Annotated in this window: 21 protein-coding genes; 7 read left to right on the top strand and 14 right to left on the bottom strand. The window is 60.4% G+C overall.

The genetic code is table 11. The features are described 5' to 3' along the window. Positions 1 to 189 precede the first annotated feature (189 nt). From HNP00_RS16140 to HNP00_RS16130, 3 genes are all read right to left on the bottom strand, one after another. Positions 190 to 1,857, bottom strand: coding sequence for a hydantoinase B/oxoprolinase family protein (locus tag HNP00_RS16140; protein WP_184740742.1), 1,668 nt, complete (start codon positions 1,855 to 1,857; stop codon positions 190 to 192). A 2-nt stretch (positions 1,858 to 1,859) separates the two neighbouring features. Next, a complete protein-coding gene (locus HNP00_RS16135) occupies positions 1,860 to 3,896 on the bottom strand; it encodes a hydantoinase/oxoprolinase family protein (RefSeq protein ID WP_184740741.1) in 2,037 nt (678 codons plus the stop codon). Between the two features lie 111 nt (positions 3,897 to 4,007). Then, positions 4,008 to 4,436 (bottom strand): nuclear transport factor 2 family protein, encoded by a 429-nt coding sequence (locus HNP00_RS16130; protein WP_221451563.1) that lies wholly within the window; start codon positions 4,434 to 4,436, stop codon positions 4,008 to 4,010. Between the two features lie 753 nt (positions 4,437 to 5,189). Here HNP00_RS16130 and HNP00_RS16125 point away from each other — a divergent pair. The 3 genes from HNP00_RS16125 to HNP00_RS16115 all read left to right on the top strand — a co-directional run bounded on the left by HNP00_RS16125 (position 5,190) and on the right by HNP00_RS16115 (position 8,060). Further along, complete coding sequence (locus HNP00_RS16125) at positions 5,190 to 6,470, top strand: ATP-binding protein (protein ID WP_184740740.1); 1,281 nt, start codon at positions 5,190 to 5,192, stop codon at positions 6,468 to 6,470. A 106-nt stretch (positions 6,471 to 6,576) separates the two neighbouring features. Continuing rightward, a complete protein-coding gene (locus HNP00_RS16120; protein WP_184740739.1) occupies positions 6,577 to 6,807 on the top strand; it encodes a hypothetical protein in 231 nt (76 codons plus the stop codon). Positions 6,808 to 6,959: 152 nt separating this feature from the next. Beyond that, positions 6,960 to 8,060: an FUSC family protein gene (locus HNP00_RS16115; protein ID WP_184740738.1), complete on the top strand. Its 1,101-nt coding sequence runs from the start codon at positions 6,960 to 6,962 to the stop codon at positions 8,058 to 8,060. Here the strand turns inward: HNP00_RS16115 and HNP00_RS16110 are convergent. Further along, positions 8,026 to 8,802 (bottom strand): SDR family oxidoreductase, encoded by a 777-nt coding sequence (locus tag HNP00_RS16110; RefSeq protein ID WP_184740737.1) that lies wholly within the window; start codon positions 8,800 to 8,802, stop codon positions 8,026 to 8,028. The two genes, HNP00_RS16115 and HNP00_RS16110, sit on opposite strands and share 35 nt — an antisense overlap. Positions 8,803 to 8,968: 166 nt before the next feature. Between HNP00_RS16110 and HNP00_RS16105 the strand changes: the two genes are divergently transcribed. After that, a complete protein-coding gene (locus tag HNP00_RS16105) occupies positions 8,969 to 9,307 on the top strand; it encodes a hypothetical protein (protein WP_184740736.1) in 339 nt (112 codons plus the stop codon). A gap of 81 nt (positions 9,308 to 9,388) precedes the next feature. On the opposite strand, the gene HNP00_RS16100 is transcribed toward HNP00_RS16105, so the two are convergent. From HNP00_RS16100 to HNP00_RS16085, 4 genes are all read right to left on the bottom strand, one after another. Further along, a complete protein-coding gene (locus tag HNP00_RS16100; protein ID WP_184740735.1) occupies positions 9,389 to 9,598 on the bottom strand; it encodes a DUF1508 domain-containing protein in 210 nt (69 codons plus the stop codon). 68 nt (positions 9,599 to 9,666) lie between these two features. Next, positions 9,667 to 10,317 (bottom strand): hypothetical protein, encoded by a 651-nt coding sequence (locus tag HNP00_RS16095; RefSeq protein WP_184740734.1) that lies wholly within the window; start codon positions 10,315 to 10,317, stop codon positions 9,667 to 9,669. A 247-nt stretch (positions 10,318 to 10,564) separates the two neighbouring features. After that, complete coding sequence (locus tag HNP00_RS16090; protein WP_260405013.1) at positions 10,565 to 12,190, bottom strand: sigma-70 family RNA polymerase sigma factor; 1,626 nt, start codon at positions 12,188 to 12,190, stop codon at positions 10,565 to 10,567. A 266-nt stretch (positions 12,191 to 12,456) separates the two neighbouring features. Next, a complete protein-coding gene (locus HNP00_RS16085; protein ID WP_184740733.1) occupies positions 12,457 to 13,893 on the bottom strand; it encodes an amino acid permease in 1,437 nt (478 codons plus the stop codon). Between the two features lie 208 nt (positions 13,894 to 14,101). Here HNP00_RS16085 and HNP00_RS16080 point away from each other — a divergent pair, with 208 nt between their 5' ends. Next, positions 14,102 to 14,596, top strand: a complete 495-nt coding sequence (locus tag HNP00_RS16080) for an Lrp/AsnC family transcriptional regulator (protein WP_311770593.1) — start codon at positions 14,102 to 14,104, stop codon at positions 14,594 to 14,596. A 493-nt stretch (positions 14,597 to 15,089) separates the two neighbouring features. Here HNP00_RS16080 and HNP00_RS16075 read toward each other — a convergent pair whose 3' ends face one another. Continuing rightward, complete coding sequence (locus tag HNP00_RS16075; protein ID WP_184740731.1) at positions 15,090 to 15,248, bottom strand: hypothetical protein; 159 nt, start codon at positions 15,246 to 15,248, stop codon at positions 15,090 to 15,092. A gap of 1,020 nt (positions 15,249 to 16,268) precedes the next feature. Between HNP00_RS16075 and HNP00_RS16070 the strand changes: the two genes are divergently transcribed. Next, the gene (locus HNP00_RS16070; RefSeq protein ID WP_184740730.1) at positions 16,269 to 16,694 is read left to right on the top strand and encodes a hypothetical protein; all 426 of its coding nucleotides are present in this window, start codon (positions 16,269 to 16,271) and stop codon (positions 16,692 to 16,694) included. Between the two features lie 1,194 nt (positions 16,695 to 17,888). Here HNP00_RS16070 and wecB read toward each other — a convergent pair. From wecB to HNP00_RS16045, 5 genes are all read right to left on the bottom strand, one after another. Then, positions 17,889 to 19,037, bottom strand: a complete 1,149-nt coding sequence (wecB, locus tag HNP00_RS16065; protein WP_184740729.1) for a non-hydrolyzing UDP-N-acetylglucosamine 2-epimerase — start codon at positions 19,035 to 19,037, stop codon at positions 17,889 to 17,891. A 27-nt stretch (positions 19,038 to 19,064) separates the two neighbouring features. Next, entirely contained in the window at positions 19,065 to 20,411 is a 1,347-nt protein-coding gene (locus HNP00_RS16060; protein ID WP_184740728.1) for a glycosyltransferase family 2 protein, read from the bottom strand. Next, positions 20,408 to 21,013, bottom strand: a complete 606-nt coding sequence (gene xrtS, locus HNP00_RS16055; protein WP_260405012.1) for an exosortase S — start codon at positions 21,011 to 21,013, stop codon at positions 20,408 to 20,410. Before xrtS ends, HNP00_RS16060 begins: the two co-directional genes overlap by 4 nt. Before the next feature lie 229 nt (positions 21,014 to 21,242). Further along, positions 21,243 to 22,358, bottom strand: a complete 1,116-nt coding sequence (locus HNP00_RS16050) for a hypothetical protein (protein ID WP_184740726.1) — start codon at positions 22,356 to 22,358, stop codon at positions 21,243 to 21,245. Between the two features lie 967 nt (positions 22,359 to 23,325). After that, positions 23,326 to 23,622 carry a hypothetical protein gene (locus tag HNP00_RS16045; protein WP_184740725.1) on the bottom strand — a complete coding sequence of 99 codons (297 nt, stop codon included), beginning with the start codon at positions 23,620 to 23,622 and terminating at the stop codon, positions 23,326 to 23,328. Positions 23,623 to 23,856: 234 nt separating this feature from the next. Between HNP00_RS16045 and HNP00_RS16040 the strand changes: the two genes are divergently transcribed. Next, positions 23,857 to 24,082, top strand: a 226-nt coding sequence (locus tag HNP00_RS16040) for a hypothetical protein (RefSeq protein ID WP_184740724.1), incomplete at its 3' end; no start/stop codon positions are given.

The following is a 24,082-nucleotide window of genomic DNA, read 5'->3' as shown; positions in this document are numbered from 1 at the left end:
CTTTCCAGCGATCAGGGCCTAGTGCACAGACTTTTCGACGGTACCGGTCGACGCGCCTGCGTACTGACCCCCCGAAGCCGCCCGTCCCGGGGACCCGCGACAGCGGTTTGCCCTGCATTTGGCGTGCACTGTGCTTGTCCGTGGGATCTAGATGGTCCACGACAAAATCGGACCGGGCCGCTGCCCGTCCTAAGCGCCGTAGCGCGCAGAACTCTCAGCAGAGATGAGTCCCTGCGCGACGTCAAGGTCCACTGACGCCTGGTCACGCTCGTTCGGCACGCCATACCCGCCGCCGCCGCCGGACTCGCAGCGAAGCACATCGCCCTTCCGGACCGAAACGGCATTGGCTTTGAGGATGCTCTGTTCACTGGCCGTGCCCGGATTCAACAGGACCTGAGGCGGGAGCCCCGGTTTCCCCCCGAACAGGCCCCACGCCGGAGTCTTGGACCGTTCCCACCACAAGGACAAATGCTGCTCGGCTTCGAAAGTGTACTCCCTGATGACACCGTTTCCGCCCCGATGTTTGCCGGCTCCGCCAGAGTCTTGGCGGATGCCGTAGTGATTCACCCGCACGGGAAACAGCGTCTCCAATACCTCGACGGGCATGTCACGTAGCGAGCCGTTCACGTTGTTGATGAGGCAGCTTTCGCCGTCTGAATCATGCCAGGCACCCCATCCGCCGACCGTGGCCTCCTGCGAGACGAAGGCTTTGTCCGTTCTCGGGTCAACCCCTGTGAACTGCGTGATGAGGGAGTCACCGTAACTTGCTGCCGCAACCCGGAGCGGAAGAGCCTCCGCCAACGCCTTGATGACCAAATCGATCAGCAAACCGAGGTGGGAGTAGTAGTACTGGCACGCGGCCGGTTCGACGGCTGCAAACATGGATCCTTCCCGCAGAACAACGTCAAGAGGTCCGAATGAGCCGCCGTTCAGTGGGATGTCCCCGCTCACGAGGAGCTTGTACGCGACCCGACACGCTGACACGGCCTGCGCCGCTCCACAGTTCACCGGACCAAGCGTTTGATCTGCGCTGTCGCTAAGGTCGATGCTGATCTGGTCCCCGCTGACGGCGACCGCAACGCGGACGGGCAGCGGCACATCAAGGACGATTCCGTCGTTGTCCAGGAGTCCCTCGGCACAGTAGATCCCGTCGGGAATGGCGGCAATGGCATTTCGCTCCAGCGTTGCGGTTTGCTCAAAGATTTCCGCCGAGGCCGCGTCGATAGTGTCCAGGCCCCAGCGCTCGACGATTTCTCGCAGTCGGGCAGCGCCGATGCGTGAGCAGGCGATCTGTGCACGAAGGTCGCCCAGCGTCGGCTCCGGGAACCGCACATTTCTGGAGATCAGTTCCAGTACATCCCGGCACGGCTGTCCGCCCTTTTCGACCAGCACGGGTCCAAGTCTCAGGCCTTCCTGGTAGATGCTGGTCGAGTCCATCGATCCGCCGGGATCTTTGGATCCCATGTCGATCCAGTGAGCGCGTGAGGCTGCGAACCCGAGCAGCTGAGGTTCGGACTCTCCGGAATCGTTGAAAATGGGAGCGTAAATGGTGACGTCATTAAGGTGGCTTCCGCCGATGTAGGAGTCATTGAGAACCCACACGTCGCCAGGCTGCCAAACGTCACGGCCATAGAGCCGCTCGGTGGCGCGGGTGCATTCCTCAAGATTTCCCAGGAAGATCGGCAATCCCGACGACTGGCCGAGAACCCGGTGCTCCCGGTCAAGGAGCGCAACTGCGCAGTCCTTGGCCTCATAGATGGTCGGGGTGTACGCGGACCTGATGAGAGTCGTGTTCATGTCTTCGGCCGCCTGCAAGAGTGCGCAGCGGATGATTTCAGTTTCAATGGGGTTGGGCATGGCTATTTTGCACCTACTTCGATGATCAGGAATCCGTTTTCGTCGACCCGGGCCCGAGACGACGGGGAAATTACGGTTGTGGACGTTCCTTCAACGATGACGGCCGGACCTTCGACGGTTTCGCCCACAGGAAGCTCTTCCCTACGAAGGACCGCGGCGTCCCAGGATCGGGACTGGAAGATGACCCTTTGGGACCGTTTTCCGACAGCCTCCGCCACAGGCTCAAAAGGTTTGGGTGTCATGGCGGGGAGGAGCCCTCGGCCCGACACGCGAAGGCTGACGAATTCAACCCCGGCATCGGGTGTGCTGTGTCCGTACCGGCTTTCGTGGAGTTCACCGAACCTGTGGCAGATGGTTTGGAGGAAATCTTCCTCGGCGGGTTCATCGGCGGCCGTCAGCGGCACCGTGAGGGCATAGTCCTGCCCTTGGTATCGCATTTGCACGGAGTACTCGAACTCATGGTGTGCCGGCCCGATCCCTTGGTCTTCAAGCGCCGATCCGGCCCGGCGGCCGAGAGCCTTCAGCTCGTCAACCATTGAATCTTGGTCAAGAAGTTCACCCTGGATGAAGAATGGATGCACGAAATCCCGGCGGACATTGCTGCCGATCATTCCCCAGGCCGAAAAGGCTCCGGGAAACCTGGGTATGACCACTTCACGGATACCAAGCTCCTGCGCGATTGCCTCGGCGTGCATGGGACCGGCACCCCCGAAGGCGATGAAGGTAAATTCCTGCGGCTCCAGACCGTGCTCGACGGTGAGTGTCCGAATCGCCTGCGCCATTTTCGCATTCGCGACATCCACGATGCCCCCGGCGAGGTCAACCGGATCCAGGTTCAGCTCGGCGGCCAGCGAACCGATGGCGGAGGTCGCGGCGTCAACATCAAGTTGCAGACTTCCGCCGGCAAACCATGTGGGGTCAACCCTGCCCAGGAGGCAGTTGGCATCTGTCACCGTCGCCCGGGTGCCACCGTTTCCATAACAGGCCGGACCGGGTGTGGCACCCGACGATTCCGGGCCGACGCGCAGGCCGCCCGCTTCGGCGTAAGCCAATGAACCGCCTCCCGCCCCTATGGTGTGAAGCTTTACCAGGGGGGTGAGCAGAGGAAAACCGTCTGCATCGCCCTCGTGGGAAATATCGGGCTTACCGTCGAGCACCAAAGACACATCGAACGACGTCCCACCCATATCGACACAAATGGCATTCTTCAGATTGAGCAGACCCGCAACAGCGGCTCCGCCGGCCGTTCCGCCCACTGGACCTGACAACAGGGTCTGGAGGGGATGCTCCCGTGCGAAGGACGCATTGACCACCCCGCCCGAGGACTGCATCACCTGAACCGGGACATCCATTCCTGCCGCTGAAAACTTCTCCTGAACCTTGCTCAAGTACTTTCTGACGACAGGACCGGTGTAGGCCTCGAGGACGGCGGTGGAGGTCCGCTCGTATTCACGCCATTCACGGGCAACTTCGTGTGAAAGGACAACCATGATGTCCGCAGGGAGCTCTTGACGGAGAATCTGTCCCACTCGTAGCTCATGAGCCGGGTTCAGATAGCTGAAGAGCAGCGCGACGGCAACAGCATCGAAACTGCCGCACTTTACCTGTTCCGCGACCGCGACGACTGCGGCTTCATCGAGTGGCTCAAGCTCCTCGCCCTTCCAGTTCAGGCGCCCTCGGACCTCGGTTGTGTCAGCACGCTGTACAAGCGGTTGCTGCTTCCGGTAGTGCAGATCGAACATCCGGTCCCTGTTGCCTCGCGCTATGTGGTACACATCGCGCATTCCTTGGGTGGACAGCAGAAGGACTTTGGATCCCTTGCGCTCGAGGAGCGCATTGAGCCCCTGGGTGGTTCCGTGGACGAAGAAACTGATTTCACCGGCGTTCTCGACGACTTTGTCGATCGCGGATAGCATGCCGCGGGTTAGGTCCCTCGGGGTGGTCGGGGACTTAGCGGCCTCGAATGTCCCCGTGTTCTCGTCGTAGGCAACGACATCCGTGAACGTTCCGCCAATGTCCATGGCGACTCGATAGGTCATGGCTCCTCCTGTGTGTGAGCTGAGTAACTAATACCCCACACGCTACAAACGGCCATGCTTGAGCCGCTGTGCGCGGCGCACAGCTATCCCGGTCACTCGAGGCGGCCTGCATCACGCGGTCTGGGTGGTTTGGCCATGCACGTCTTCATGAATGTGAAGAATCCTCCAGCCGGAGCCGCCGTGCACGAGCACAGCCGTATTACGGACCAGTTCCGGCTCGCGGCCAGCGCTTCCGGGACCCACGAAATCCACTCGTAGCCAGTAAGTGGCCACGGCCAAACGGTCGGCGAAACAGAGATGCTCTCCAAACACGGATAGGGATTCATCGGGTACTTCAGATCCTGCTGGCCGCGAATTTCGCACAGCGTTGAGCTGATCAAAACCGACAATCAGCTCTGGATGGTCGGAGTCGAACATCGTGAAGTCCGCGGCAAGAACCGCATCTATTGCGCCTCGGTTCCCTACGAGGTAGTTGGCGTACATGCCATGGATCACGCCGAGAATCTCTGCGCGTTCCCTGGGTTTGTCGAGTGGGCTCATGTGGTTCATCCGTTCTGTAGTGGAAGGTCCGCCGCGCGGTGGTTGAGTTGCTGGGCGTCGGGCGACAAGATGGCTGGGTTCGTTGAACCATCCGGCACCGTCCATTGACTTCCTCGCGGGTCGGTTTCCGATAGTCGCCGAGACAAAACCCTAGGACGCCGATGTAGAGGAAACCGTGCGCGGTGCACGGTCGGGCTCTGTGACCCACCGGGACCAGCCGATCGCCGGAGAACTTGCACGGATCAAACCCACACCCGGTCCGCCGAGGACGAGGCACCGTGTGTGGGTGAAGATGGCATGCCGGCGGAGGTCCACGAGCACAGAAAAGAGGAAACCGATGTGCAGCGCGCACAGACTCCTTGAGTGGGCCGTAGCTAGTGTGAATTCGAGGGATCAACAAGCTATGAGCTTCGAAAACAGGAAGTGATTCGCATGATGTCACGCAGGCTCGCCCGATCCCGCTATGACAGGCATATCGGGCAGGACTACACCTTCGCTGCCGGATACTCCTCCCGAGCCCACTTCAGAGAAGAACTGATCGCGGAGTCTCGGCTGGACGGGCTTGGTTCCCGTTCTGCATATGACGCCAGAGCAATATCGCACATTACCTTCGGCCCAGACGCGATCGACTGCGCTCTTTTATCAGCTCGTGGCGAAAATCAAGAAGCCCTATAGACGCACGCGCCGACATGCAGACCTCGGTCAAGCCTTGTCAGGATCCCACCTAACCAACCGATAGCAAACGAGGCCACGATGCACCCATGGCGAGTCCGGAACTACCACCCTGATGATTTGGATCAGCTGGTTCAGGTGTGGCAGGAATCTCGAACCGCAGGGGTCCACCCCGTATACAGTCTCGCCGAGATCATCGCTGCCTGTTCAGACGAGTTGGGAGTTGTGGCCGTTTCGGCTGAACGTATTGTCGGAGCGGCGGCCTGCCGGATCGAAGAGGATCGGGCATGGGTCCTCATGCTGGGGCAGGCAGCTGGTTGGCGGGATCAAGGGCTCGGAAGCGCCCTAATCGCCGGACTTGAGTCTCGCCTTAGTATGCGCGGCGTCCTCCGAATTTCCGCACTACTGCCTGCTGCCGAATCCAGGGTCGAAGCATTCCGCAACAGCCGGTTCACGGTTGAGGAGACCCTCATGTATTTCGAGCGCGCCGTGCCTGGCCGGCCGAAAGAAACCGGCTGCCTCAGCCAGGTCGGAGGTAGATTGCTGCCAGGCGGACTCTGGGATGCTTTGGCCGGGATGACGGATGAAAAGCACCTGATCGAACAACGCGTGATCCTGCCGCTCGCTCAAGACGAATTGGCCCAAACCCTGGGAGTGCTTCCGCCCAAAGCCGTCGTCCTTTTCGGGCCACCAGGCACCGGAAAGACGACCTTCGCCAAAGCCGTGGCATCCCGCCTAGGCTGGCCGTTTGTCGAAGTCTTTCCGTCCCGTCTGGCGTCTGATCCGCAAGGGCTGGCGTCTGCCCTCCGCCAGGCCTTTCTTGACATCGCTCACTTGGAACACGCAGTGGTGTTCATCGATGAAGTTGAAGAGATAGCCTCAACCAGAAAGGGCGAACACCCCACGGCATCGCACGGAGTGACAAATGAATTGCTCAAGATCATCCCATCCTTTCGCGAACAGCAAGGTCGTCTCCTGATTTGTGCCACGAATTTCATTCGGTCACTCGACAAAGCATTCCTGCGTCACGGGCGCTTCGACTACGTCCTTCCGATTGGGCCGCCGGATGCCGCTGCGCGAAGGGCAATCTGGACCCGATACGTTCCATCCACCGCAACAGACATCGATCTCTCAACTTTGGCGGAGAACACCGAACGGTTCTCTCCTGCCGACATAGAGTTTGCCGCACGTAAGGCCTCACAACACGCGCTGGAATACGCCGTTCGCCATGGTCTTTCTGCGACGGAGGCGGAACTGACCACCGAGCATTATCTTGAAGCCATCAGTCAGACGCGCGCCACAGTAACCGAAGCGATTGTCCGTGATTTCCTTGAAGACATAGAACGGCTAGCGCGAACGTGAATCTGAGGAATGATCTTCCCGCGCGATCTATTTCACAGCTGAGTGACAAACCTCAAGCCAGCTTCAACGATTCCCATCTTCCTCATCAGCCTGTGAAAGGCCATAAATGAACGACATTCACATCATTGCCGATTTCCACGCCAGCGATACTTCTGACATGGAGTCCCAGCTCAATCATGCTGTGACAGTGGCACGCGAGAAAGCAATCCAGAACGGCACCTGCGGCATACTCGTAATGCGGGATGGACACTACCGATTCACCGTGGCACTCGCACCTCATGTTCCCGTCGGTCTGATCTACGAACACACACCTGGCCTCGCGTCGTCACTGTCATGACAGCCATGGCAATCGCGCCCACTTTGTGAACGACCGCCAGCGGGGGAAACACAATGCAACGTTGTGACCCAGCTAATGGCGCGGATCTTGGGGTGCTGATAGCTTCCCAATAGTCGGCCGAATTGATTGGTGGTGTCCCGTTGCGATCAATCATGGCCCATGCCCGCGCCCTTCATAGGATTCCACCGGCAAGCAACGACCACCTTGCTGCCGTCCGCGTCGCACTGAGCGTCGCCGTGCCGGCACTTGTGCTTCTCACGGTTGGCCGGGCGGACCTCATCATCTACGCCGTGTTCGGCGCCCTGACCGGCATGTACGGCCGTGCCGAGTCGCACCAATTGCGCCTCAAACACCAAGCGCAAGCTGCCGCGGTGCTCTTGGCCGGCGTCTCAGTAGGCACCTTCTTGTCCGTCTTCCATATCCATTCATGGGGATTGGTAGCGGTGGAGGCGCTCCTGGCAGGTGTAGGTTCGCTGTTCTCGGACAAGGTGCGGCTCAAGCCCAACGGCCCCTTCTTCGGAATCCTGGCACTAGGGGCGTGCGCCTCCGTCCCCGCAAGCATCCCCTTCCTTGCTGCAGTGCTGATCTGCGCCGCCTCGGCAGCGTTCTCGACGGTGGTTGGCTTCGCCGGATGGCTTCGGCACCGGGTCTGGGAACGTGGCGCCATCCGGGATATTCCGGCGTTCTCTGCTCAACTGCGCCAGGCCGCGGGGGTGCACGCGGCACGGTATGTGCTCGCCGTCGGCGCGGCAGGTGCCTGCGGAGTGCTCACGGGAAGCGGCCACCCGCACTGGGCCATGGCTGCGGCCGCTGTTCCGCTGGCCGGAGCCGATATGCCAAGCCGGCTACACCGCGGCATCCATCGCATTGTGGGGACATTCCTCGGTTTGGCGATTGTCGCCGTCGTACTCTTTCCAAGCCCTTTGTCGCCGCTGCAATACTTCCCCGGACAAACCGCAGTCATCTTGGCTCTGCTGGTGATCGGGTTCCAATTCCCCACCGAGTTGTTCATGGCTCGGCACTACGGCTGGGCCATGGTGTTCTTCACCCCGGTCATCTTGCTCATGACTCAGTTGGCGGCGCCCGCGGATCCTGGGGTGCTGGTCCTGGAACGCGCTGTGGAGACTTTCGTGGGCGCGGTGATCGGGATCGCCGTGGCCGTGCTGATCCAGGCGCCGAGGGGTACTTCGCGGGGCTGGTTTACTTCACGGGGTCGAGCTAATTCAAGGGGCGGCGGGGCGGTCCCGAGGTGAGCTTCGGCGGCAGGAAACGCATGGCGGCAGTGATCGCTTTGTAGCGCTTGGTGGGGATGGATACACCCTTACCCCGGACGTTGTCTTCCAGCCCTTCGCGGACGACACGCTCAGCTTTCAGCCACAGGAAGCGGGGAGCTACCGACTTGTCCATGCCCATGCGATCGTGGAATTCAGTGTGGGTGAACCCCGGGCAGACTGCCGTGACTTTCACCCCGCTGCCGGCATAGGCGATGTTTGCCCAACGGCTGAAGACCACTTGCCAGGCCTTGGCTGCCGAATAACTGCCACGGTTGGCGAATGCCGCAACGCTGGCGACGTTGATGATCCTGCCCGACTTGCGTGCCAACATGACCTCCAAGGCCGCGTGGCACAGCTCCATGGGTGTCTGGACATGCAGCCGCAAATGCCGCTTTTCGTCTTCCACATCGTTCTTCTCGAAAGAGTTCAGCAAACCGATTCCGGCGTTGTTGACCAGCACGTCCACCGGCCGGGAAGCGTCCCGCAAACGGTCCGCGACAGCCGCAACCCCGACGCCTGAGGTCAGGTCCGCCGGCAATACCTCCGCCGAGATACTGAAGTCCCGTTCGAGCACCTCCGCGGTAGCCCGCAGGCGACCTTCGTCCCGGGCCACGAGGACGAGGTGGTGGCCGGATTCGGCCAGCTGGCGAGCGAATTCCGCCCCGAGGCCGGCGGTGGCACCGGTGACCAAGGCAGTGAGTTCGTTGGCACGAGTTGTCATGCGCCCAGACTAGTCCCGATGGTCCCCGAGTGGGGTTGCTGGTATTCACGCACGACGACGGCGGTGGTGACTGCGGAGGGCGGCACGCGGTAGAGTGCCTCAAAAGTGCGCCCTGCAAACCGCCGAGCGGCGTGGCAACGGCACACCGAACCAGGGGGAACGGACGATGGACGAGGGTCAAGCACGGATTGAATTCCGTGAAATCGACCAGCACGGGAATTCGCTGGAGCATCACCTGGAGCCCCCTGAAGCGGCTCAGCGGAGGTCTTCCGTCAATCCGTTCATTATCGGGTTATGGGCGCTGGAATTCCTGCTGGTCATAGCGATCATGGTGATCATCAATGAGGCAATGACCCCGTTCACCCCCAGTCCGGGAAATACGATGCCTTTCGCGTACGTCCTGATGAACATGACGCCACAACTCCTCCAGGCAGCGGCTTTGATCCTGGCGACGCTTCTGTTCTGGCACGCCTGGCAATGGCAGAAAAGGAAGGCACAAAAGTAGGTGACCGCCCTGTAATGGGGCGAGTGCCGCTTCCTAGAACCATCCCCATGAGATCGGCGGGGTGGGTGGAAGCAAGTTTTGCTAGCCGGCGGTGTGGTTTTCTGGCTTCACGCCGGTGAGATCAACGATGCGCCCGTTGGCCGCGGCCTCGCGCAGAGACCAGATCGCGGCGATTGCCGCGTCCTCGTTCTCAAAAGCATTGGACGCGAGCAACACGTCTCCATTTTCGGTGACGAGTTGGAATCTCACGCGGGCGTCCGCATCAGCGTAGAGATTGAATCCTGCGTCCATTTGGGACTCCCTTGTTTGCTGGTCTTGTTCTTCCCCTTGATCCGGGCTGTCGGCGCGATGGATTCCAATCATTTCCAGGTCAGCCCGGTGTTGGTGCCGCTGTATGCTTTGCCGCTGCCCTGCCATCGTGCTCCTGTGACTTGGGCGGAACCCGAGGCGACGAATACGTAGCACGATTGCACGGTTTTTCCCTCGGCAAAGTCCTTGGGGAAGGAATCATCGCTGCACCGGTCAAATGAGCCCATCACATAAACTGGGGTGGCCAGGGACCCATCGGCCAGCAAACCGTGGATGCCAGACAGGCTTGAGAAGGCCATGTCGCTGGCCTTCTCGCCGCCCGTGATGCTGACCCGGACATAGAACGGCGTCATGCCCTTTGCTTTGTCGCCGAGCTGGAGAGGGGCAAGATCGGCCTGGGTGCCCTTCTCAATCCTTTCCACTGCCACCTTGAGGGTGGCCGTCTTCTTGGCATAGTCGTAGGGAATGGTTGCGATCTCCCCGATTCTTAGCTGGGTTCCCTCCTTGGTGAAATCCCCCGCAAGTGCGCTCCGGGACGGGGACGAGGTCGAGGGGCTCGCGCTGGCCGCCGGGCTCGTTACCGTCGGAGAGGATGATGCGTTGGTTGTGCCGCTTGATACCGGTGTGGAACCACCGCCTGAGCAGCCAGCCAGTCCCAATGCGGCAACAGAAATGGTGACCCCGATAATTTGACGAAGCATTCTCATGTCCTTTCATGTGGCAAGGGATCGGCAAACCCGACAAGGTGTGCCACTTGCTTAGTAACGAGACTTTGGAAATCGTGTCGCCGAAAGTCCGACAGATTGCGGTCAATCGCGCAAACCGATCTCCGTCAAATTCACGGGCCGGTTTGCCTGTATCCCGACCGACCAGGCCCGAAAGCAACCGTGCAATTGGTACGCAGGACCGGTTCCAGCGGTTCACCGGCTCCGCGATGTCCCGCTGCCGTCAGAAGCCGTAGGAGAAGGTATTCGCAGCAATCCCAGGTCCACTCAAGCCATATGTCAGGGTGTGGCCGTGCCAGTAGTCCGGAATATTGACGTTGAACGTGAATTTCAGTTCGCCAGGTTGCACCGAACCCGTGGTGCAACTGATGCTCGAGAGATCCAGTGGCTTCGCGGCGCAGCTCCAGCCCGCGGGGGCAGTGACTGAGCTGGCCGAAATCGAGCCGGGGGTGTTGACCGAGAAGTCGGCGGTGGCGCTCCCGAATCCTCGCGACAGGGTGAAGACGGTCTGGAGTGTTGCCGTCGTGGGATCCGTACCGGAATCGGTCCGGCTCGTGGTAGCGCTGACTTTCGCACGATTCGGCGTGGGGGTCGAAGTGGGAGTGGGAGTGGGCACATGCGACGGGGTCGGGGTCGATGTGGGCGTGGGAGTCGGCACGGGCGACGGCGTCGGTGAGGGGGTTGGCGCGAGGGTCGGCATCGGCGCTGCAACTGGCACAGGTGCCGGCGCGGCAAGGGGAGGTTCCACGATCACCGGTGTCTCCGGTTCGCTCGGCCATGCCGGAGGCGGCGACGGTACGGGCGCTGCGGAGGGAATGGGCGCGGGCGCCTGGGGCTGTGCCGGCGTTGGGAGGGCTGGCTGGGTGGTGTGTATCTCAGCGCCCTGATACGCCCTTGGTGTGGGCTGGCCGGTCAGGACCTCTATGGTGCCGACGGCGCCCACCACGAGTCCCACGGCGAGCACGGCCAAGATGGACATCAACAAGGGGTGGGAGATTCCGGCCACCCGGGATGCCGCTGGCGCCGCACGTAGCTGGCCCACAACGCCCAGCCCTGAGGCGTTCCCTCCCCACGCAGCCAAGGGGACGCCCGTGATCAAGGGCAGGAGCACGGCCCGCATGGTTCCCTGGACGTCCTTGAGGTCCAGCAGCACGGCAGTGCATTTTGCGCAGCCATCAAGGTGGTCCCGGACTTTCGCCTCGGCCGATTTGGACAAACCACCGCGAACATAGGATCCCAACTGGGAGACGAACTCCGTGCAGTCGCCCTGCGGAGTCTCGCTGACATGCATCTGCAGATATTGCCGCCGCAGCCCTTCCCGTGCCCGGACGCCGAGCGCGGAGACGGCGTTGGGTGTGAGTCCCATGATCGGAGCGACGGCGGCGGGTTTCATCCGTTCCACGTCCAGGTACCACAGCGCCGACTGCCAACGCTCGGGTAGCGAGCGGAAGGCGCGGGCCACGGTTTGTGACTCGAAGGCCCGGATGGCGGGATCGTCCGGTGTCATTTTGTGGTCAAGGACCGTCTCGTCGCTGGTCGGCAGCGTGCGGCCGGCTTTCCGGTTCTTGTGGTGGGAAAGCCGGGTCACTGCCGACAACAAGTACGCACGGAAGAAGTGTTCAGGCCCTTTGCCCGCCACCAGGCTCTGCAGAACGGACTGGAATGCTTCAGCGACGACGTCGTCGGCGTCGCTGAAGTTGTCAACGTTTTTACGAGCCACCGTGGAGGCGATGGAGACATGCCGAGCGTACAGCCCGTCATAGGCATCCAGATCCCCGTTACGGACCATGGCGATGAGTTGGCCGTCGCTGACAGCGTCGGCCGTTGAACGAGTAGTACCAGACGCCATTGCCGTCCTTTAGAGCGTGGAAATTATTGACCTTAAGTAGGTAGTGGCTGGAACCCGCCAACCATGACGCGGTTTCTAGAACCAATTTCTAAAACCGAACTCGCGGCCGGAGTGGAACATACTCTCAAACGCTCCCGCTGGCGCCGAAGACAGCAGCAAACCGCCAAAAGGCTCCACTACAGGGTCCGACAATCGTCCTTACAAACGCGCCGGTCATCACGTCCGCACGTCAGGGGTTCTGTGTCCGCGGCTTCACACTAGAATTGTCAGGGCCTGCCGGTCGCAACCGCGGCGTTTTCGTCCGTGCCGTCTTTCTCGGGGCCGTCTGGGCTGCCAGTAGTCCGTTGGCGACGTTTCACGACGAAGTACATCGCCGTTACGAGCGCCACGAACGGAATCCCGAAGACCAGCGTCATGCCGAACGCCTCCGTTGCAAGCGTGCTCAGGAGGATGGCGGCCATCAGCCCGGTGCCCAGGAGCGTTCCCAACGGGAAGAAGGGGACTTTGAAGGCGAGTTCCGTTCCGGACCGTTTCGCGCTGCGGCGGAAGAACCAATGGGTCACAAAAATCATCAGCCAGGTGAACATGGCGCCGAACATCGAGATGGCCATCATGAATGTGAACGCCGTTTCCGGGAACATCGCATAGACGACGGTGGCGACGGCGATGCCTGCCGTCGAGAGGATCAGGGCGTTGACGGGGGCGCCGTTAGCCCGCACCCTGCCGAACAGCGACGGTGCGTCGCCACCGCGCGACAGGCTGAACATCATGCGGGTGGAGATGTAGAGCTGGCTGTTCATGGCGGAGAGCGCCGCGATGATCACCACGAAGTTCAGTAGGCTGTCCGCGTACGGTATGCCGACGTTCTGCATCACCGTGACGAACGGGCTGCCACCGGCGAGGATCTGGCCCACCGGGGCGATGGCAAGGATGAAGGCCAGTGTGACGATGTAGAAGAGCAGCAGCCGGACGATGGTGGTGCGAAAGGCCTTCTTCACCGCGGCGGCGGGGTCCTTCGCCTCTCCGGCCGCCACCGCGATCATTTCGATGCTCAGGTAGCTGAAAATCGAGACAATCACGGCGAACCATGTGCCGGAGAGGCCATGGGGGAAGAACCCGCCGTCTGCAGCGTAATTCTGGAGACCCGTTTCCGGCCTGTGGCTGCCGAACACGATGTAGGCGCCGAGAACGATGAAGGCGACGATCGCGAACACCTTGATGGTTGAGAACCAGTATTCAAGGGTGCCGAATGCCTTGACGTTCATGGCGTTGACCGCGATCAGCACGGCCGAGAACAGCACCACCCAAAGCAGCGCCGGGACGTCAGGGAACCACAACTTCATGTATTCTCCGATAGCCGTGACCTCCGTGCCCACGGCCAGGACGATGCACGACCAGTACATGTACTTGACCAGGAACCCGGCCAAGGGACTGACATAGTGTTCGGCGTATGCCCCGAACGAGCCCGATGTCGAGTGGGCAACGGTCATCTCGGAAAGACAGCCCACTAGCAGCAGGGCGATGAGGCCGCCGATGGCATAGCTGATGATGACGCTCGGCCCGGCGAAGCCGATGGCGAACTTGCTGCCCAGGAACAACCCTGTTCCGATAGCGCCGCCGAGCGCGATCATGGTCATCTGCCGGGCTGTGAGCTGGCGCTTGAGCCCGCCTTCGCGGGCCTGGATTTTGTCGAAACTGTTCATCGCGACCTCCTTGTCGATAGAACTTTCCGCTTGATGTGTGCTGCTGTGGCCGGCTGCTGGAACGGAACCGCGTGCGGACCTCTGCAGGTCTTCGGGCCGACCCGGTCCTGCCGCAGGCTGGGCATTCCATGAATCGCTCCAAGATAGAATTGAAGTCAATTTGAGGTCAACGATTTTGAATCATCAGGAAGATTTTGGAGGCGATTTCGTGGTCAGTTCAAAATGGAGACGTCAGGACGGGTCGGATCCGAACCGCATTCGGCTTGACGAAATAGACCGTCTCATCCTTGGAGAGCTCATGGCGGACGCGCGGATCCCCAATAATGTCCTTGCGTCGAAGGCAGGAATTGCGCCGTCCACATGCCTTGGCCGCGTGCGCGCCCTTCGCGACGCCGGGGTCATCAGGGGTTTCCATACATCCGTGGACCTCGAGGCTCTGGGCCTTTTGGTATACGCCTTGATTTCGGTGCGTGTGCACCCTCAGGCGCGCAACAAGATGCTGGCCATCGGGCAGCATCTGAGGATGTTGCCCAACGTGCAGAGCGTCTTCCTGCTGGCCGGTGACCAGGACTTCCTGGTGCACGTGGCTTGTCGAACTCCCAAAGAGCTCAGGGATTTTATCGCGGGCCATCTGGGGTCCGACCCGGCCATCGCTAACACGCAGACCAACCTGGTCTTCGACCACCTGATACCGGAGGACTGACGCCGGGCCTGATGGGTGACGCGACAGGAGGCGATTAGGGATCGTGCCGATGGATCTAGTAGTTCTACACCGCAGCCGGCTCCACCCGAGCGTAGTCACCGAGCGAACAGTGAAAGTTGATGACGTGATGGAAGCCCTAGCCGAGGCGTTGGCAGCGAATGCCTCGTTGTTGTCTTGTATAGGCAGGGGCTCGTGGACGATCTACTGCGACTTCGATCCATAGTCCAACAAAGAACTCGACCCTTGCCCCGGTGACCGGGCACGAGCCGACCGCTATGGGCGTGCGGCCAGCCGGGTCTCAATCGGCTGGCCGCACCCGTCTGGCGTATTCACGTCAGACGCATGCACCGACGTTACGGGGGCGAATCGCAGTGCACGGTCCTTGGTATCCGGACAACTATTTAGTGAGCGATTCGAGCCGATCGTGACGTGGAACGCCTGGAGTTTCCCCAGCGTCGGCCCGTCTGTCCTCGGGCCCGCAATGAGGCGGCCGTCACTTTGTGCGGAGCCCGGAGGCTTCGGCGGCAACGTCTGTCGCGCTTAAGATGATCTCGCTGAGGGTCATTCCGGCGTCGGCCAGGACGGACAACCCGTCGACTAGACGCTGGAAATTCGCAAGGGCGATCCCGGCGCCTATCTTGGGAATAGCCACTTCGCATCCGGGGGTGGCTGCGGTGTCCAGGTTTGGGCAGCGGTTTGCCAAGTAGTCCAACAGGAGCCGGGTCAGGGGCCAGGTACCGGTGTCGGTGGATCGCCCAAACGTATGGTGTTCTCGTCGTTGCTGACGTCGGGTCTTTCGGCCAGGGTGGCCGGGCTTGTCGAGACCCGGGATTGCGACAAACCCGATCACCCAACAGGTTTCAGCTCTTGAGCTTGGGCTCTACGTCCTTGGTGTAGCTGTCGAGCGTTGCCTTGAGGTCCGTCATGATCGCTTTCCCTCCGGAACGACCCATAACGCTGCCGTTTCTTGAACAACCCAGATTCCGCCCGCCGTCGCCCTGACTGACAGGTCTTTCTTGATCCGTTCGTACGTCTGATAGCTGACCGGTTGGAGCTCGCGGGTGGACTCCAGGGGCTGCCGCTTCAATCGAGGCGAAGCGACCTGGACGCCCCGCTTTGGCCCTGGCCGACAGCCGTATTCAGTGAGCGCTGGAGCGCCGAGTTGGGTTCCCCGTTTCCGCCTGGGCGCCTGTCGCCTGCCATGAGCCGGGGACCAAAGGAGCTGATCTCACACCATCGGCCTTTTCGCGTCACGATCCGCCGCCCGCAGGCACTTAGATAGTGCCAGGTGCGGGGTATCGATTCCTGACTCGTTGCAACAAGCCCGGCCGTGCCCCAGACATCGGTGACGTGTGCATGCCGACTGTTTGGGGCACGCAATAATCTAGCACACCGCATGCGGCGCACACGCACGCGGTTAGATCCGTGGGCCGCCCCGATGGGACGGCCCACGCGGTCTCAACTTGGAGAATCCTATGAATTTTCCTCCACTCGCGCTCGCCACGGCCACGATGTTGGTATTGCTCATTGGGGCATGCTCCGCCCCGGGCGGTGCGACGGCGACCAGCAGTGCGGCATCGCGTCCTGCATTATCCTCTGCCACCGAGTCGAACACAGTGCCGTCGGCAGATGCCCGTCGGCCACCACTCCTGCGGGCGGCGGCTCGGTCGCGGTGAACCAGGGCATCAGCGACCCGGTGATGGGTAACAGCGCCCAGATCGAGTCCGTTGTCGCAAACTTCACACCGCCATCAGCGGTTGTACATCACTGGGCCGCGCTGCACGGCGGGCAGGTTGTGCTGGTGACGGCGAAGGTCAGTACCGGCTCGAAATTTTATAGCAGCTTCGGAGCCGACAACTTCTACATCGTCGGAGCCAACGGCGGCGCATCTATCCCGACAATCTCCGGCGGCCTCGACGACCTGCTTGGCGCCGTCAAAGACGCCGGGTATGGCCCGCTGTTCGGCGACGAAGGCTGGATGGTGTTCATCCTGCACACGCCACAGACCAAGCTGACATTGGGCTACGAACGACAAGCCGCCGGCACCTCCGACGGGCAGAACATCACGAAGCAGAACTTCGACGTCCCTTTGAACTAGACCTTCTCAAGTCAAGCGGGATGGGGAGAAACACCGAAAGACGTCTGAACCCGTTCAGCGTTCAAGGCGGCCCTTTGTGCTGATCGCCGTCCGTTATTGAATTTCTATCCCATGCGCGACGAATGCACGCAAAAACCTACAGTGGCAACGGTGCCCGGATCTGGATTCGCCCGCTCGGCATGCCCCGGTCAAAGTCGCGCCGTGTTTTGCGTCACGTTTGGACGCGACTCGGTACTTAACAAGTGCCTGGACCGTGAAGGACCGTCGTCTTTCACGAATCCCGCAACCGGAACGCCCAGCAATCGCGGATGGACAGGTACAGCGTCCGGGAGGCATCCCTACCACAGGGGAACCTCCCGGACGCGCTCCTCGGACACCTTGGAAGGGGTGATGGGAAGTGGAAAGAGGACTGCGCCTTATGGCGGACCCGAATCGATGAGAACCTCATACTGGTCCCCGGCGCTTCGTCCGGGATCGGTGGGGGAAAATGGGGCAGCGTAGATGGAGGATCAATGACAGAACAGCCATGCGGCGACGATGACTGCTTGCACGGTTGGCTCTGGAAGCAGTAGGAGAATTCCCTGAACCGTGCCCCCAACCTGCACAGCGACGAACCAATGGAAGGGCCTGAAGCCGGAGATAGGGGGCACTGAAACCAAAGGCTCGGGTCTGCGCAAGGACGGTAGAGGGCGGGGAAGAGAACCCAAGTCCTGCCCTCCGACGGGTTCCTATTCCTTACCGTTCGTGTCTGGTGTCAACGGCAACTTAGAAATGAGCGTTGGCGGCAGGTTGGCTGCCCCTTGGGGCGGATTCTAGGGATCGAGGCAACACTCCTCCCGAATAGATCTTCCAAAGGAAATCACATTTAGGAAGCTCCTTATGGATTGTCAGGTATGTGGGTGGTCGGCAGCAGATCGTCGGCGCATACGGATGCCGAACTCGGCATCCTGCTCTAGCGCGCCCGTGAACTGCTGGACGATCCGGCCCCAGGGTGTCCTTGAGGTCGACATCGAGCCCACGCCTCCGGTGAAGGCCCTGGTCGTGCCTACTGACCAGGGCCTGTTCGAGGCGCCCGGGACGGTGACGCCAGCCGGTCGTGACGGTCCGGGAACCGGTGGTCGGCACGGACTCGCAGATCCCGTTCGATGCACTGGCCAGACGGCGCTGGGGTTCGACGGGTTCGGTGACGAGGTGTTAGCTGTCGTCAAATTTCTTTTTAGCCGTTAGACGCTCAAAATAGGCCCAAAGGGCCCCAATACACTGTACCGAGGCGGTTCCGTCACCATAAGGATTGGAAGCAGCGGTCATCGCCGCATAGTGCTCCGGATGCCGCATAAGACGGGTTGTTTCGGCCACAATCCGTGCGGTGTCCGTACCGACCAGCGTCACATTGCCCGCTTCGACGCCTTCACCACGCTCGGTGGTCTCCCGCAACACAAGCACGGGCTTGCCGAGTGAGGGAGCCTCTTCTTGGACTCCGCCGGAGTCAGTGAGAACCAGATAAGCTCGGTTGAGCATCTTGGCAAATTGGGCGTAATCCAAAGGCTCGATTAAGTACACATTGTCCAACCCATCCAGATATTCATGAAGAATCGCCCGAACTGCCGGGTTCTTGTGCATCGGCAGGACAATCCTGGCCTCGGGAAACCCGGTGGAGATCTTTGCCACGGCGGCGGCAATATGCGCTAGCGGTTCGCCCCAGTTCTCCCGCCGGTGGGTAGTAACCAAGATGATCTGCCGCGCCTCGTCCCGGGTAGCCCCAAGCAGTTGCGGGTCGTCGAGGTCGCCGGGAAGCTCCGCGGTGTGCAGGAGCGCATCGATCACGGTGTTGCCGGTCACCACTATGGTCTCGTCTGCCACTCCATCACGTAGCAACGCAAGCTTATTGGCCTCTGTGGGGGCGAAATGTAGGTTCGCGAGCTGGCTGATCAGCTTCCGGTTCACCTCCTCAGGGAAGGGGTTATAAATGTTTCCGCTGCGCAGTCCCGCTTCCAGGTGAAAAACTGGGATTTGCTGATAGAAGGCTGCAAGCGCACCTGCGAGAGCCGAGGTGGTGTCGCCCTGGACGATCACGCCATCAGGATTCACCTCGGACAGTTGCCCGGCTAACCCCTCCAGTACCTTGGTGGTGATGGAGGTAAGGGTTTGTCCCGCTTCGCTGATATCGAGATCTGAGTCTGCAATGATACCGAAAATGGAGTTGACTTGATCCAGCATTTCGCGATGCTGTCCGGTGAGAATGACGTGGGCCTCGAAACGAGGATCGGATTGCAGCGCCTTGATCAGAGGGGCCATTTTGATAGCTTCCGGACGGGTGCCGTAGATGACGGCTATTTTCTTCACGAGTTGTCTTTCTTGAAGCCGAATTGATCAGGTGTCTTTAGCGACGGGGCCGCTGGTGTTCTTTTCAGCGTTGCGTTTAGTTTTGAGCCAGCCATTCCGTCCGGTAGTCACTCTAAATGCCGCGCGGACTAGGCATATATAGGTGTAATACACATACAGCCACATGCCGATACTCCAGCCAACGGTTCGCCACCAGCCGGCCGTCGGCTCGCATTTGATTTTGTAAATCGGGCCCCACATTGCGAAGGGCATAATGCCGAAGATTAGAGTCATCAGCAGGAGCCATCCGAGGTCCTCGAAGCCGCCGATGAACAGCTGTCCTGAGGTGGCACCCATGATGAAGAAAACAGTCATGGAACCCCACGTGAGAATACCGAGGAGCTGGAGGTAGGGGAGAATCAGGTAATACGACGACTCGACTACCGAGGCGTTGGAAATGTGCCTGGATTTGATGATCTCCGGTAGGTACTTGATGCACTGGATGTTGCCCTGTGCCCACCGTGTGCGCTGGGTAATGAGCCGCCGGGCGCTGCTGAGTGCTTCTTGGGCTACATAGGATTCCAGGATGTGGCGGTTTTCATAACCGGCCAGCTGCACGTGGATGCCAAGTTCGTAGTCCTCCAGCAGTGCTCCGTGCCAGGGTTCTCCGGCTTCGTCGGCGATTTTCTGCAGCACCGAGAGCCGGGTGAATTGCCCGTTTCCCCCCAGACCCACCGAGGATGTTTTCTCCCGAAGGCTCTGCATGGCCGCAATCACTGTGCGGAATTCTATATCCTGCATCCGGATGAGTGCCCGGGCGAAGTAGTTCCCTATCGGCTTGCCCGTGCCCAGTGGACCAGGGTCGTCGCGGTTCTTCATCCACACTGAGGTCTGAGCTGCACCGACTATCGGGTTGGCGAAGACATCGGGGCCAGCGGCCTGCTCAAGAGCGTTGGCGGCGAGCTCACCGTCTGCGTCGACAACGCAGACGATCAGGTTTTCCGGATCGACGTCTCTATCGAGTGACGTGAGCATCTGATGATAGGCGGCGTTCAAAGCATCGCCCTTGCCGGTCCGGGCTTCCGGACGGCGGCGCTGCACCAGGTGTAGGAGCCTGTTCTCATCCGAATATCTCTGCACAATGTTGGAGGTGGCATCTTCGCTGTCGTCGTCGATCACCCAGATATGAGCTCCGGAGAAGGTTCCGGTGAGCCGTTCGATGGTATTGCCGATAACGGCTTCCTCATCCCGGCAAGGGATAATGAAATGCCAGACAAAATCGTCAGGGTTTCCAGGATGATTCGGCTTTCGCCGAAAGAAGGGAACAACGATTGAGGTGATGTAAGTAAGAAAACCGATGAGCAGGAAGAACGCAACCGCTTGGATGATGCTCATTTGTTGGGTTTGCCTTTCCGGCCAAAGGAGAGGCGGATGAATACGATCATTCCTGCGGTAAAAGCCATCAGTGCAAAAACACTCCCGTAGCCTTGGTGGGCCGCAGCGAAGCCCGCCGTGCCGAAGTTGTCCCAGCCGAAGGCAATCATCACGATACGAATTACATTGGCAAGCACAATGATCAGGAAACCGGCGCTCAGAGCCCGAAATATTGTGCCAATTTTGAATCGCACCATCAATAAGAGCAAGGCAGACAGTAGAAGCAACGGTGCGACGATCATGACCGCGGAACACAGTTCGGTGATATCGATGCCACGGGGACGCGGTGTGCCCAGGCCGAAATACGTGACCTGGCCGACGGACAATGCATTACCTGGTACCGCCAGAGAGATCGCGAAGGCCGAGATCGTGGCCTCCCAACCTCGTACTACTCCGCTGAAGACCACTGCCAAGACGGCAGTGGAAGCAAGCAGTATGGAGAGAACAACCCTCGGCACATAGCCGAGAAGTGATCCGATCGGGGGGGTGCCTCGGTGCTTTCTCTGACCCGTCACAGTAGGTCTTTTCCGTTCTCTTGAGCGTTCGCAGACGTTCGGCCCCATCGTGTGGGATGGACTCTGCGGCCCCTCCCACACGATGAGTCCGCGGTTTAGTCCACTTGGTTTGAGATGCGTAGTCGGCGCCCGCGCAAAAGCAGCAGACCACTTGCGATCAGAACGACCGCCACAAGGAGCAGGACGCCGCCACTGAAACCAGTGGAAGCGAGCAGGCCGCCTCCGGCGGCAGCTCCAACAAACGGGCCACCTCCGCCCCCCGGAACTCCGCCGTACATCAGCGCACTTCCGTTACTGGGACGGAAACCGCGTTCTGACGACGCCGAAGGATCAGCAGCACACTGAAAAGAGCAAACAAGGTTGCCCCGCCAACGCCGAGCACCATAGGAGAGATCATCGGGCCAGGAGCGGTCGGAACCACCGTGTTCGGTCCAACAGTCGCGTTGGCCAGCGAGATAGCCATTGCTCCACCGGACAGACCGGGGAAAAGGCTAGCCTTGATTGCCGACTGGGTGTAGGAGCCATTGCTGTTGGTTGCGGTTGGCTTCAGTACGAAAGAACCAATGACCGAAGCAACGCTGCCGAACGAGGTAGCAGCCAAGTCGGTGACAGTCTTAGCCGCGGCCTGCAGAGTGGCCAGAGCTACCTGAGCGGCGATGTTCATCGGGAAGGGCATGGCGTTGACCGCAGTCGCAGCCTGCGCCAACATGGTGGCGATAGCCGAGTTGACCTTATTGGCCATCAGCTGTGGCAGGAGCTTCACCAAATCGGTGTTCGCCGGAACCTGCTCCCAGCTGGGAACCCCTATCGCGTTAAGGAACTGATCCTGGCCGATGGTGATACCGTTCGGCCCAACCGGGCTGGTGAAAGGAGTCAGGCCGGGAACCAAAGCGCCCAATGCGTTGTATGCGTTCTGCAGGGTGGTCAGCGGCCCGTTGAGGCTATTCACTACGGAGCCGCCGACCACGGCATTGACGTTCGAAACGGTGGAGGAACTTGTTGGGGTGCCATCGGCCGCCAAATGTGCCTCGGATGAGAACTGCCCCACGTTGAATTGCACCGTGAACAGATCCGGCAAGCCAACCGTGCTCGGCGTGATGTTGAACTGTGCTGCCGAGGCTCCCGGAGCGCCCGAGGCGGTCACGCCGCCTGCATAGGCATCCGAAGAACCATTGAGATTAGCGTCGGCATAGCGTCCGAAGCCCTGCAGGGTTAAAATCTGCCCGATCGGTCCCGGGATCGTGACGCCGCCTTCCGCGCCAGCTGTGACGAGTGCCTGCAGACCGTTATTGGTTGCATCGACCGCGCCGATGGAACCAATAGTGGTGCCAAACACCGACCCGGAGACCAGATTGGCATCACCATGGGAGATCGAAGTGGCCGCTGAAGCCAAGGATGCACCGGAGGCTACTATACCGGCAGCAAGGACAACGACGGCTCCGACCTTAAGGCCGCCCCTGAGCCGTCTGCGCGAACGCCAAAACAAGGGAGTTTGTATTTCCATATCTACTCCTTTAGGGGCAGGAGGTTTCCCTTCGTAGACGAAGCCCCCTGCCGTCATCGATCCGACCTGTTGGAAGGATCACCTATGAAGTAGTTGAAGAAGGGATATAGTGACGCAAAGTTATCTGTGACTTAAGTCACAGATACTAGCCTCATGGCATGGCCAGTTGTTGTCTGATGGGTTCAAGGGCGGCGCGGCCGCGGACTACTTTTGAGGATGAAGCCATCATCACGGACCGGGCGTCCTTCATGCAGGGCTACGCCGGCGTCTACTCGTCGCCGAACGCTAGATCCTCCCGCCTGGCAGATCCTAGAAGAGGTCGGTAAGGCCGGCTACGTCGGGAGCCAGAGAAGACATGATCGTCGACGGCGCCGTCCAACCACAACCTTCGGCGTCGAGCCGGGCTTCGACCGCGACCGCGCCTCGCTGCCGATCCGCACGCCACCGAGCGCTCGAACAGCACGCCATGGGCCAAAACCGGGCGCAAGGGTTCCTGCTTCTTAATGGGGCTCTCCGCCTAGCGATGTCGCTAAATGAAAGGCGAGTTGGAACGAAGATGTTCACCAAATGGACATGCAGCATGTCCAGATCCGCCGAGAGTCCCTGTGGGTGTGCGCCTCTCCAACACCTTCACGAGCGCCTGCCGATGCCAAGGCATTAGCCCGCACACCCCGTTCCCTTTCTTATAGCGCCTAAACGAGCAAAAATCGGGGTATGGTGGCTCTTCCGTGGTTCATGGTGAAACGGAGGCCTTGCCGTGGTAGCAGACGATGGTCTCCGGAACGATAGGACTGTTCTGTGTGGTGGCGGAAGGTCTGTCACCATCTGATGGCGGACCCTCCGCTACCTCACGGCGTCATGCGGTCTTGCGGATGACATCCACAACGCAATCCAGGCCTTTGGCATCGTTGGTTTTGACGAGCGCCTTCCTGTCCAGTTTCACGGACTTGCCTGGATCCAACTTCTCTTCGAGCACCTGCGAAGCGACGACGCTGGACGTCTTGGTGTCTCGGACCCAGACGCGAACCGAATAGAACTGCGCGCCCTTCTGCGAATTGCTCAAGGTCCCGGTGAAGTCCCAGGCGCCGTTGGCGAACATACAGCCCTTGTTCGCGAGGTCCGTAGCTGCCCCTTGGACGTCGTCCTGACCCACAATTGCTGTGGACGGGATCGAAGTTGCCGATGCGGATGTCGATGGACTATCGGGGCTCCCTGATGTGCAAGCAACCAACAATAAAGCTGTTCCTGCCAGCATCATGCCAGCCATCAGACGATTGCCACGCCTCGTTACCACGTCACTCATCTACTATCTGTCCTTCCTATACGGGCGGTATCGCTGTCCCGACGGCGTCGAGTTCCCATCAATAAGAGCCCACCGGATCCCGCAATGACCAATCCAGCGAATCCGGCAGGGAGCAGGAGTCCGGCACCGGTGAAGGCCAACCAGGGCTCTAACGCAGGTTCCGTTGGTGAAACGGGCGTTATGGGAGTCGATGGGGTGCCTGGATTAGCGGCCTTGTTGGCAGGGACCGTGGCGGAGCCCGGGGTGCTGGGGGCCGGGCTGCCGTCCGGCAACGTTCCGGTGGCGGTGGCCGTGTTCTTCACCGAGCCCG

The organism is Arthrobacter sp. AZCC_0090, from assembly GCF_014207375.1.
Lineage (GTDB): Bacteria > Actinomycetota > Actinomycetes > Actinomycetales > Micrococcaceae > Arthrobacter.
This window is presented reverse-complemented; position numbering and strand designations above follow the sequence as displayed.